Annotated in this window: 9 protein-coding genes; all 9 read right to left on the bottom strand. The window is 41.5% G+C overall.

The genetic code is table 11. The features are described from left to right. Positions 1-168: 168 nt before the first annotated feature. Positions 169-1,554, bottom strand: a complete 1,386-nt coding sequence (locus BM294_RS09900; RefSeq protein WP_175494627.1) for an AI-2E family transporter — start codon at positions 1,552-1,554, stop codon at positions 169-171. Between the two features lie 520 nt (positions 1,555-2,074). Further along, entirely contained in the window at positions 2,075-2,830 is a 756-nt protein-coding gene (locus BM294_RS09890) for a thiamine diphosphokinase (protein WP_091207619.1), read from the bottom strand. Positions 2,831-2,874: 44 nt separating this feature from the next. Further along, the gene (locus BM294_RS09885; RefSeq protein WP_442950778.1) at positions 2,875-3,366 is read right to left on the bottom strand and encodes a nucleoside deaminase; all 492 of its coding nucleotides are present in this window, start codon (positions 3,364-3,366) and stop codon (positions 2,875-2,877) included. Between the two features lie 43 nt (positions 3,367-3,409). Continuing rightward, entirely contained in the window at positions 3,410-4,189 is a 780-nt protein-coding gene (udp, locus tag BM294_RS09880) for a uridine phosphorylase (RefSeq protein WP_091207617.1), read from the bottom strand. A gap of 1 nt (position 4,190) precedes the next feature. Beyond that, on the bottom strand, positions 4,191-4,892 hold the full coding sequence (gene deoD / locus BM294_RS09875; protein WP_091207615.1) for a purine-nucleoside phosphorylase: 702 nt from the start codon (positions 4,890-4,892) through the stop codon (positions 4,191-4,193). 183 nt (positions 4,893-5,075) lie between these two features. Next, positions 5,076-5,495: a cytidine deaminase gene (locus BM294_RS09870; RefSeq protein WP_091207612.1), complete on the bottom strand. Its 420-nt coding sequence runs from the start codon at positions 5,493-5,495 to the stop codon at positions 5,076-5,078. A 168-nt stretch (positions 5,496-5,663) separates the two neighbouring features. Continuing rightward, positions 5,664-8,000 (bottom strand): AAA family ATPase, encoded by a 2,337-nt coding sequence (locus BM294_RS09865; protein ID WP_175494625.1) that lies wholly within the window; start codon positions 7,998-8,000, stop codon positions 5,664-5,666. Positions 8,001-8,058: 58 nt separating this feature from the next. Then, positions 8,059-8,781: a hypothetical protein gene (locus tag BM294_RS09860; RefSeq protein WP_091207607.1), complete on the bottom strand. Its 723-nt coding sequence runs from the start codon at positions 8,779-8,781 to the stop codon at positions 8,059-8,061. Positions 8,782-8,869: 88 nt separating this feature from the next. Continuing rightward, positions 8,870-11,956, bottom strand: coding sequence for an HD domain-containing phosphohydrolase (locus tag BM294_RS09855; RefSeq protein ID WP_175494624.1), 3,087 nt, complete (start codon positions 11,954-11,956; stop codon positions 8,870-8,872). Positions 11,957-12,069 lie beyond the last annotated feature (113 nt).

Here is a 12,069-nt window from a genome sequence, read left to right as displayed (position 1 = left end):
ATTCTTACGCATATGAGAAGAAAGATGCAAACGTGACGACAAGTCTTGTATTCCTGTCGAAAATCTTTGAAAAACACTGACTAAAACATTTCAGCAGCCGTATTTCGACATGATGCATCAATCCTCTTTGAAATTCCTTATCCAATCACCGGTACAATACTTTTGGCTTCATGAACTTTTAGTTTTTGGGACTGATTCTTCTTGACTGTTTTCTTCATAAGCATTTGCTTCATGATTGCTCTCTTCATTAATGCTTTCTTCATGAACATTTGCTTCACAAGAAATTTCTTCTTGCGCATCTTTTTCACAAACAGATTCCCCTTGAGTATTTTCCACTATCGGATCTCCATTTTCATCAAGCTTCAAATGTCTTTTGGAAAGAAGAAAATCGGTGAGACGTTCTGTCATCTTCAGGATAATCCCCCATATAGGAACACCGACTATCATTCCGATGAAACCGAATAGTCCGCCAAAGAGCAGGATTGAAAACAGTACCCAAAAGCTGCTGATACCAGTGGACTCACGAAGAATATTCGGGCCAATGATATTACCGTCTACCTGCTGAAGTATCAGGATAAAAACAGCAAAATACAGCGCCTGTATAGGGCTTGATATCAGAATAAGTATAATGGACGGTATCGCTCCGATGAAAGGTCCGAAAAACGGAATGATATTGGTGATACCTACAATCACGGATACAAGCATGGTGTACGGCATGTTCATGATGGAAAGAGCTATGAAACATATCACACCGATAATAAGAGAATCTATGATCTTTCCAAGTATAAAGCCACCGAACATTTTGTCTATTTCATGAAAGGTATCAAGCATGGTCTTTCCCATTTTTTTCGAAAAAACCGAATAGATAATATGCTTGGCCCCTACAGCCAGAGTTCCCTTGGTATTTAAAAGATATATCATTACGATGACACCAATTATGATATTCTTCACCCAGTTAACCATGGACCAGATTCCGGATCCCAGAGGTGCAAGGGATGCAAGTAATGATGCAAGATTTCTGAAATTCGGCATCAGCTGTTCAAAAGAAAAGTTATTAATAAACTTATAGGCATCACTGAACGACTGACTGAGATAACCTGCAATCTCCGGATTGTCATCAAGTATCTTCATGATGTTGGCATATATTTTATTCAGGTTGGAAGGAAGTGAATATGACAGTGTCAACAGTGATTTATGAAGCTCAGGGATGATCATAGCCACCAAACCAATGATCAATAAAAGCAGAAGAAGAACTGCTGCTATGGATCCGGCTGTTTTTGCCATCCTGTCTGACATCTTTTCTAATTTGGTTTTATCCAGAATCTTATCCAGAATTTTCTTTGTATATCTGAATATGAAATCATAGACCGGATTAAGAAGATAAGCCATCACTATTCCGTATATAATAGGTGTCAGTATATCAAACAGTTTAGAAAAACCTTCCCTGACTGTGGAAAAATTATGCACTGCCATAATAACGAGTGCCGTACAGCTAAGAGTCAAAAACACTGTAACACCCCAGCGTATCTGAATGTCCCATTTATCTTTTTTCAAAACTATCCTCCTGTAAACCATCATATGCCACGCGCGTAAGATATGCTGTCTGTTTCTTGTTTATATACTTAAAATAATACCATAATATCTTCAAGAAATAATGAAAAACTGAAAATAAGACATAAAGTGCCTGTTTATCTTTACCCTCCTGCTTCAGGTCTGAACTGATGAATGCTACCGGACTCAAACATTAAAAAAACCGGTGAAAAAATCACCGGTCTAAAATCATACGATTTTTGGAGTAACACCAAAACGCCGTACCACACGCTTGACTCCTAGCCTGTATGCTAGGTGGGAGACCTCACGAATACCACTATAGTCCTTAACCCGAAGGAAGGCATTATATTATGTATTCAAATGTTGGAATCCCGTAGGTCTTATTTGTAGGTTCAATTTGTGCGGCCTCGAACGTTCCAGCTATTTACTTCTAATCGGATTATATCAAAGCATCTTTATCTATTCAAGCAAAGTATCTTCCCGTCATAGAAAATTTATAAACAAAAAAATTTCCACTTTTTTATCATAATTCAGCAACAATATCATAAATCAAAAGCAGAATACCGTCTTTAACACTTATCTCCGCTTCTGTCCCTACAAATTCGTTACTTAGGCCCGTAGGAGTATGATTATTCATAGTGACATCATTAACGATATACTTGAAGCCTTTTTCGGTTACACCATAAGAATAATCTGTGAGAGACATTGCCGAAAAATATCCCTTCATGGAAGAAGAAAAACGTACGGTTCTGTTCTTTATTGCAGTTACCACCTGTTTCTCATTGTACATATATCCCTGACAACCATGTTCTGCAAGAAAGCCGAGAATTTGAAGATTGGCAATGCTGTGATCCATCCTTTTTCCGGTTCCGCCTATAATTCTGAAATCACTATAGCCCATTTCAAGTCCTATCCTCACGCATGCCATCATATCAGGATCATTTTTCACAGGATCTATAACCCGGGTTTCCACTCCTTCATGCTTCATCTTCGTAAGATGATGTATATACTCTGCTTTTTCGGCATCCGCATATATATCCAGATCTTTGACCGGCCCGGTGGTACCTTTCACACCATCTATATGCATGGAATCAAAATCCCCTACTAAAAGATCAGGTACAATGCCACATTGTTTCAGATTTTCATATCCGCCATCTGCGGCGATAACATAATCTCCTTCCTGTGGTTTAACCGGCATTCCAAAAAAGTCACCGGCACCTGTTATTATGCATCTTCCGGTACGTTTTTTTTCATTAGTATTCATCTTATGGGTATCCATCTGGTCTCCGTCAACAATTAGTAAAAGAGGAAACACTTATATAATCAGTGTTTTCTCAGATTTTTAAAAAAATCAGTCATCAGGGCCGTGCATTCTTCCTGCAAAATGTCCTTTTTCGATTCACACTGATGATTGAATCTGCTTTCATGGATCATATCAAGTACCGATCCGCAGCAGCCCGCCTTTTGATTCATTGAACCCATGATGACTCTCGGTAGTCTGGCCTGAACTATGGCACCTGCACACATCGGGCAAGGTTCCAGTGTGACATACATGGTGCAATCCTCAAGTCTCCAGTCTTCAAAGGCTTTGCACGCCTTTTTTATCGCTATGATTTCTGCATGCATAAGTGAATTATGCTTTTTATTTCTCTGGTTGTATCCGCGACCTATTATGGTTCCCGGTTTTATTCCGTGAGCCTCGGCATTTTTATCCGCTTTACTGTCCGGATTTGTCCCATCATAAACGATGATGCACCCAATGGGTACATCACCGTTTTTTCCGGCCTTACGAGCCTCACGTATGGCCAGTTTCATATATTTTTCTTCCTGAGTTAACATTATCATAGAGTTCCGCTCTTCACTTAACCGCATTGTCCTGTCTGATAAGCAGCCTCAATGCTTCGATGGCTGTTCGTATTGCCTTGTCTGTGTCATGTTCGATAACATTACTGAGTCCCTGCTTTACGCGTTCCTGATTGGACATGATAAATAGAACAGAACCTACTCTCACCTTGAGATATGCCGCAACTGTAAAAAGTGCCGCCGACTCCATTTCTGATGCCTTACAGCCAAGTTTAAGCCATGAGTTCCACTTGTTCAAAAGTTCATAGCTTACAGGCAGATCTTCCGGCTTATGCTGTCCGTAGAATGCATCCTTACACTCAACCACTCCCACATGATGTCGGAATCCGAGATTCTCAGCAGCCTGATCCAGAGCCTTTGTGATCCCGTAGTCAGCTACTGCAGGCCACTCTATGGGAGCATACTCTTTTGAAGTCCCCTCCATACGGATAGCTCCGTTGGCTATGACTACATCTCCGGCCTCAACCGAAAGATCCATACCACCTGCTGTTCCTACACGGATAAATGTATCCGCACCGCACATACACAGTTCCTCCATGGCTATGGAAGCTGAAGGTCCGCCTATACCTGTGGAAGTGACTGATACCGGTATTCCATCGATTTTTCCTGTATATGTCACGTACTCTCTGTTATCCGCTACAAAGACCGGCTCATCAAAGTATGCCGCAATTTTCTCACATCGCTTTGGATCTCCCGGAAGGATGACATATCTTCCCACCTGTCCGGGTGCCACGCCGATATGATACATTCTTTTATCTTCACTGTAATTGATCATATTATGCCAGCTCCAATGCTATACGCATCATATTATTGAATGTCTTCTCTCTTTCTTCAGCAGTAAGTGCAGCTTCCTTGAACAGATGATCAGAGATGGTTAGGATGCAAAGAGCACGCTTATGTGCAGCTGCAGCATTCATATAAAGTCCCGCAGCTTCCATCTCACATGCAAGACATCCCATATCTCTCCACTTTACATTTCTTTCCTTACGTCCGTCATAGAAAACGTCTGATGAAACAATATTTCCTACACGTACATCCACTCCAAGGTCATCTGCTGCAGAAACAGCCTTTGAAAGAAGTCCGTAATCCGCAATAGGTGCAAATGTTCCCGGAAGTTCAAACTGTGCTGCATAGTTTGAATCAGTGCAGGCACCCATGGCGATGATTACGTCATTAACATTGACATCCTCCTGTAATCCTCCGGCTGAACCTATACGGATGATGTTCTCAACTCCGTAGAAATTGAACAGTTCATAAGTATAGATACCTACTGACGGGATACCCATACCGCCTCCCATAACAGAAACCTTCCTGCCTTTATAGGTTCCGGTGTATCCAAGCATGTTTCTTACAGTGTTGAAACATACCGGATTCTCAAGATATGTTTCTGCAATGTACTTGGCGCGAAGAGGATCTCCCGGCATAAGTACTGTCTTTGCGATTTCTCCTAATTCCGCTTTGTTGTGTGGTGTTGACATATATTTTCCTCCATTCTTATAATATCAGCCCATTTATATTTCGCTTCACTAACGGGCTGACACAATCCATTTGTATACGATAAAATGCTGCCGGCTTCCGTGGATTTTCAGAAAGCTGCACAGTTTTGTGCATATGCACTTCATGATAACCGGGTCTATACAGACTACATACACGGAGTTCCTTTAGAGCAGATTTTCAGGTCCGAAGCTCTCGGGAAGCAACTGCTCCAAGGTATAAATCCTGTAATCGTCAGGTGTTCTGGCTAGAATGATCTCAAATGTCTTTGGATCACAAAACTCTCTCATAACCTGTCGGCAAATGCCGCATGGAGAGCAGTACTGAAGTTCTTCATTATCCGTGCCGCCTGTTATAACAATACGTCTAAACCTGCTTATACCCTCACTTACTGCCTTGTAAAACGCTGTTCTTTCGGCACAGTTGGCCGCACCATAACTTGAATTTTCCACATTGCAGCCACCGAAGATCTGTCCGTCTTCTGACTCAAGGGCAGCCCCTACTCTATAGTGTGAATAAGGTGCATATGAAAGCTCACGCATATCCAGCGCCTTTTCTATAAGTTTTTTTAAATCTTTGTCTGCCATAAATAATCCTTTATCTCAAATATTCAAATGCACGTTGCACACGATTGTGCGCTATTGTGCCGGTCTGTAAGTATCAAAGGCATTTGACACTCACATCTTTTAATTGTCAGAAAATTATAGCACATATTCTGTGACTTTTCAGATATGAATAAATGATAAAGATTTACATTAATCATCAGACTGAAGTCTGAATCCCAAAGGATACTTACGTGGTTCCTTCTTGTTCAATATCTCAGCACTCTCAGCTGCTGCCAATCTGAAGTCCTGCCTTGTGATCTTTCTTCCGTTGTCATGGTCGATTTCAGAACGAAGAAGTGTCTTTGACCAGGTTCTGTCGAAGAGATTTCTGACGTATCTTGCATTGGTAAACTTTCCGGATTTTGTGACTTTTTCCGGAAGTTCATCGAAGTAGTTCATTATCTCCTTATCAAGTCCGTCTTCCAGTTGGAACTTGTTTCTCCGTACCATCCTGAGAAATATTTCACCGAGCTCAGTTCTTGAAAAATCCTTGAATTCAACTTCACACGGCATTGCGCTGTCTATATCCGGTGCATCCATTCTGACCTTCTCAAGTTCTTCCTCGGTCAGTGCAAATACAACCAGGATATTTTTATTGGCCTCCATCTCGGACACAAGTGTCTCCAATGCTTCCTTATGAAAATCATAATCAGGTACATTTTCATCATCATGGTCATCGTAATCCTCACCTGTATCCTCCGGTTCAGCTACCATTTCCTTTATCTCCGGATATGGTTCATCGATGAAAAGAACAGAATCCGTTGCATCTCTGCATATACTAAGCGTTTTCGGAACCGTCTCACCGGGCACAGTCCCCATGAGATCCTTCATACTGTGCTCTATTATCTCACCTTTTTTCAGGATTCCTTTTTCCCTCAGTATTTCACCGAGTATTCTTGCTATGACAGTTCTTCCTGTTCCGGGATTACCGATAAATCTGATATTTTTCGGTTTTCCGGAGCTTATCATTTCTTCAACCAGCTTCTTCATCTGACTTCTGACCTCAGTCACTCCTATCATGTCAGAAAGTTCATCCTCAGGTGAAGTATCATGATCATGTCTGAAACCAAGGTCGGAAATGTCTCTTTCAGTTATCTTTTCATATGTCCTGCATTCATCACTGTCAGTTTCTTTCGACGAAGACCTGCCCTTTCTTTTTTCTTTGGTTTCCCCGACTTTTTCTCCTGTGTCTATACTCTTCTCAAGCTTTTTAAGAACCATTTCCTTAACAATCTTTCCAATGGTATTCATACCGTAGAATCGACCGTCGGATTTCTCTTCCGCTATACGATCTCTGAAAAGCTTTAATGCACCTTCTGTTATGGTATATCCATAGTTCTCAAGCTGTGAAATGGCCGTTTCCTCGAGAAGTTTCTGATTCAAAGGAGGTAATGTCACTATTTCCACAGTAAAAATATCACCTATTACATCTGCCACCTGATTCAGCACTTTCTTCTCCACATAGGGAATTCTGAACACGAATCTGTACATATCCTTCTGACTGTAAAGAAAGAGGAGAAAATCCCTGAATTCAGGATCATCGATCTGCCCTATCCAGGAACTTATGTCCATACAGAACATACTGGCCTCAGTCTGAGCTATGAACTGCTTTGCCATCGCAAGCGGCAATCCTACCGAACGTCCGCAGGCAAGTTGTATCTCACAGCCGCCATACTCTGACGGCAGCAACTGTTCATCCTGCAGAAAGTCAAAGAACATGGATACTCTTGCATTTATACCTATATCCTGCTCAACCGAGAAAAGATATGCCCTGTCTTCAAGAACATCTATGAATTCTTCTGACTGAAGTGCGGGTGCCATGCGATTCAGACGTTCGCAGAGTCCTATGAGGCTGTCGCTGCCCTTCAACTGCTTTATCTTCTGAAGAGTCGGGGCAACATCCTTACTGTCATCACGCTTATTACCAAAGGAAATAGGATCCTGACCAAGTTTTTTATCCTTCTTTTTCTGTTTTGATGTATCTGTTTCCTTTCCCTTCTTTGACTGCTTTCCACCTGCATTACCGCCCTCTTCTCCTACAGTTATCGGCTCTGTATCAGGTTCTTCATCATCCTTGGAAGAAGTATCGGGTGCTGTACGCATTCTTTTATGTGTTGGACGTTTCTTTTCAGACTCGTTAACGGCAGGCTTATTATCAGTCTTTTCATCATCAGTGTCAGCATCCTCTTCATCTTCAGCTTCTTCCGTTGGCACACTGCTGATTCTGTAATTCACTATAGCTTCCTGAACATCATAACTCATATCAAATCTGTTCTGGAGGATCTGCCTTAGATAGTAAACAGCTTTTTCTTCATCTAGTTCGGCTTCATCATACAGATACGTTGTCTTGGTCACACCGAGATATTGCACCTTCACCGGAAGCTGTTCCACCATATCCTGAGCTATCATCTCTGACGGAACACTCATATCCTTTTCAGATATTGCAGCAAGCCACTGTTCGTCGATAAATATTGTCAAAGCTCTCATATCTTTTCTCTCCCTCTGGAAACATAAGTCCATTAAAAATCCCTTGACATGGACCCTATCATCCGATCTTTGTCAGCTGTCCGGCAATGCTTCCGTCATAATTATAGAAAACTATGGCATCATATCCATAGAATAACAGATCCTCATCGGTTCTCTTACCATTTGATTTCCAAATGGTCACTCCCGGATGGGCTTCACTCAGACCGCTGTACTCATACTTTGAACTTGTGGCCCAGGAATCATCTCCGATGGTAACCGTTAGTGAAGCATTGGTATCCTCTGTCACCTCTATGCCATAGGATTTCTTTTTATCCCCTTTAAACTGTACTGTTCCGGCATATATCCCGGTATAACTGTTGCCATGAAGTTCCTTTGCTCTTAGCATCGCAAGAGAGACTGCATTTGTATCATTACCCTGGCGATACTGTATCTTTCCGTCAACAGTCCACTGACCTGAGGCATTAACAGTCAGTCCGTCCGGAGTTATTCCATTTGTAAGATATGAATGTGAATTCAGTAAATAATATCTTTCTGCCAGACCATCACCATCCGTATCTATCCATGCCCAGTTACCTTTTGAATCCTCAATCTGCTGGAGAGTCAGAGTTGAAGCATCTACACCCGTCACCTCAGTACTCTGCCTTCCATTGAACGTGGAAACCTCATCCGGCTGTATATATCCCTTACCCACTACTTCATATGCATTTGATTCAAAATAAACCAAAGAGATCATCAGCATGGTAATGCATAGGGCGTGTGTCAATACTGCTGTTTTTTTCATTGCTCCCTCCTCTCTTTCCTGCAGAATGCCGGCTTACAGAAAACTCACTTTCTTTTTGATGCCATCTTAAGAACGGATTTTTCGTATCTTAGTTTTTGACATTTTCAATATTCTCCATGCTTCCGCCGCCATCATCATCCGGAGCACGAAACTCTCCTTTTGCCACAAGCCTGAGGAAAGCATCCACAACATCCGCTTCAAGCTGAGTACCTGCACCGTCTTTTATGATGGACACAACTTTTTCAAAGTTCATCCTGTTCCTGTATGGACGTTTGGAATACATGGCATCAAAACAATCCGCTACTGCAATAATCTGCGCCACTCTCGGTATCTCTTGTCCCTTAAGATGATATGGATACCCTTTTCCGTCAGGCCGTTCATGATGTGCCTGAGCTCCTACCGCAAGCTCCGGCATGATACTGATGTCTTTCAGAGCCTCATAACCTTTTATGGTGTGGGATTTTATCAGTTCAAACTCGTCGTCTGTCAGTTTTCCGTCTTTATTAAGTACGCTTGAAGGGACACCTATCTTTCCTATATCATGAAGCAATGCGATACTGTAATACTTTTCCACTGTTTCATCATCATATCCAAGTTCCTTAGCAAGCATCGTTGTATAGTTCGCAACTCTTGTTGAATGACCGTTTGTGTAGCGGTCCTTCATATCGATCATTTTGGCAAATGCTTCCGTTATCTCCTTAACAAGTGTCATGGTTTCTCTATTCTTCTTTTCAAGAGCGCGAAGTTTTCCACGGATATAAAGTCTTACACACAGGAAAGCCATCAGGATGAAAGCAAGTGCTGCCACAACATAGAACCAGGGCTCTTCATAAAATGCTTTTTTCTTGGTTATGGTTATGGATACCTCTTTGTCACCTCTTCCCATTGAGTCCTTTATCTGCATGACAAAGTTATAGGTTCCGCCTCTTAGATTTGTATAATCAACAGGCACCAGATCACTTCTGTCAACGGTTTTTCCATTTCTGTCAAATCCGTCAAGATAATAGGTTACCTGCGGATTGATAAGAGAATAATTGTAAACAAAACTGTTCACTGTAACCTTATATGTATCCGGCGACAAAGTGAAATTTCCGTCTGCATTCGGGTATATACGTTTTCCATCCGCATCTATGAAGGGAACCGCCACTTTCAAATCACTGACATTTTGAAGAGGTGTTTCAATGTTTACCTTAGCCACACTCACACTGGACGCAATATACAGATCACCATTTGAAGTCAGCTCACTGTAGGAGTTGGCTGTTGCGATACATGGAAGACCATTATCCAAACCATAGAACACCGGATCTATATTTTCATTTTTAACTAGATCATCTGCAGGAATGACATATATTCCGTTGCTGGCAAGTATCCACATGTCTCCACTGCTGTTTTCATAGAGATCATAGTTATTTGAATACGGAAAACCATTAATGGTATGTACTGTATAGTCATCGGTCATATAGGAGATGGAATTTCCTGTGACAAGCCAGTACAGTTTTCTCTTTTCATCACGCTTTATCCTCATGATAATGCCGGATGAAAGACCGTCGCGGGTAGTTATGTGCTTGACTCCATCATCTTTAATGATGAAGATTCCCGAACCGTTTGAACCTAATACTATCTCCCCATGAGGTCCTTCCGTCACTGTGAGATTTTCAGCCATAGAGATACCTGAATCCTTGTCATAGTTCTTTATGACTTTGTCATCCTTTATGACACTCACTCCGCCGGTATTGACAACCAGTATTGATCCGTCCTTCTTTTCATAGACTGTACGGATACGGCTGGACATGAGTCCGTCTTCTTCTGTAAAAGAAAGAAGTGTTCCTTTATCATAGCAAAGAAGCCCGTCACTAAACCATGTTGATATCCAAAGTCTTCCTTTACTGTCTCTAATTATCGATCTGACCCGCTTTGTATCCAGCAGTTCAATCAGGTCATCTGCATCAATCCTGTTTCCCGATGCACTTTCCGCCTTTTTCAGATGAACAGATGGTACTAATCCGTTTTTATCCAACACTATAAGGCCGTTATCCGTTCCAACAAAAAGCTTATCATCATATAAACAGGTAGAATTAACAACTTCCTGTTGAATGTCATAACGTGCGAAAAGGTCCGAAAAATGATTTGGAACTATCTTCATTACGCCCTGTCGTGAAGACGTAAACCACAAATTACCGGAGTAGTCAGTCATTAATGTTTCAATAGAGTTGTTCATGGGGAGATGCTGCGGAATATGAATACCGCTGTCATCCAACATGCCTATTCCATGCTGAGTGCAGAGCCATATATGTCCACCTATATACTCCATGCTTGATGTACTTGAAAGAGGAAAAATATCATAGGAGACCACATCATTGAGGTTATTACGAAGATTTCCATAATATATCGAGGATCCGTCAGTACTAAGATAAACGTATCCCGGCTTCTCAGGATCAGGAAGTACATATTTCAATCCTTTGATGTGTAATTTTTCATGACTCAGAAAACTGACTACAGCACCGTCTCTAATGGTGAATATATCTCCGGAATCAGTGACACCGTAAAGCAGGCCCTCATACCCGTTCCTGAGATGCTGTATGGCGATATCTGAAATACGGGAGTCATCAAGAAAATGCATCTTCATATCGGAATCCACCATGAATATTCCCGAACCTGTAGCCGCATAAATGTTTCCATTGGAATCCTCTGCTATGGCATTAACACGCAGTACATCCAGACCTTCCTTTTCACCCCACTGGCGGAATTCATCATTTTCCATCATGGCAAGTCCGGCGTCATTTGTACCTATCCAGAGTCTGTTTCTCTTATCAACAAAGAGACTAATGACATTGGATATACCTGTTGATGAATTGATGCGCACAAAAGTATTTCCATCATATCGAACGAGACCACTGTAGCTCCCTATCCATATGAATCCCTCATTTGTCTCAGTGATGGCATTAGCTTCAGATGTGGGCAGTCCGTTTGTATTATTGTACATCACGGCAGAAAATCCGCCTTCGTCTACCGTAGGATCGACTGACAACGTTCTGTTAATGGTACCGCACTCGTTATTTGAGATTACGTTTTCTTCAGCAAAAACATCACCTGCCATAACAATTGCTATGAAAAACATAAGTATTAAAGTTATCGTCAAATTCTTCTTTTTAATTGAATATATACAATCCTTCATGGAAATATCTCCTATGAATTCAAACATGACGCAGGGCAGACAGTATCTTATATCACTATATATTTTAACGACCGTTTTTAGAATTACTTAACCTGATTTTTCGAGTACATTGA

This window comes from Oribacterium sp. WCC10 (assembly GCF_900113415.1).
In the GTDB taxonomy this organism is placed as follows: Bacteria; Bacillota; Clostridia; order Lachnospirales; family Lachnospiraceae; genus Oribacterium.
Note: the sequence above shows the minus strand (reverse complement) of the source record. Positions and strands in the feature narration are given on the sequence as shown.

Coding starts and splice junctions, on each gene's coding strand:
- BM294_RS09890 (WP_091207619.1), bottom strand. CDS start 2,830: ATGGATACCCATAAGATGAATACTAATGAAAAAAAACGTACCGGAAGA.
- BM294_RS09885 (WP_442950778.1), bottom strand. CDS start 3,366: ATGAAACTGGCCATACGTGAGGCTCGTAAGGCCGGAAAAAACGGTGAT.
- udp (WP_091207617.1), bottom strand. CDS start 4,189: ATGATCAATTACAGTGAAGATAAAAGAATGTATCATATCGGCGTGGCA.
- deoD (WP_091207615.1), bottom strand. CDS start 4,892: ATGTCAACACCACACAACAAAGCGGAATTAGGAGAAATCGCAAAGACA.
- BM294_RS09870 (WP_091207612.1), bottom strand. CDS start 5,495: ATGGCAGACAAAGATTTAAAAAAACTTATAGAAAAGGCGCTGGATATG.
- BM294_RS09865 (WP_175494625.1), bottom strand. CDS start 8,000: ATGAGAGCTTTGACAATATTTATCGACGAACAGTGGCTTGCTGCAATA.
- BM294_RS09860 (WP_091207607.1), bottom strand. CDS start 8,781: ATGAAAAAAACAGCAGTATTGACACACGCCCTATGCATTACCATGCTG.
- BM294_RS09855 (WP_175494624.1), bottom strand. CDS start 11,956: ATGAAGGATTGTATATATTCAATTAAAAAGAAGAATTTGACGATAACT.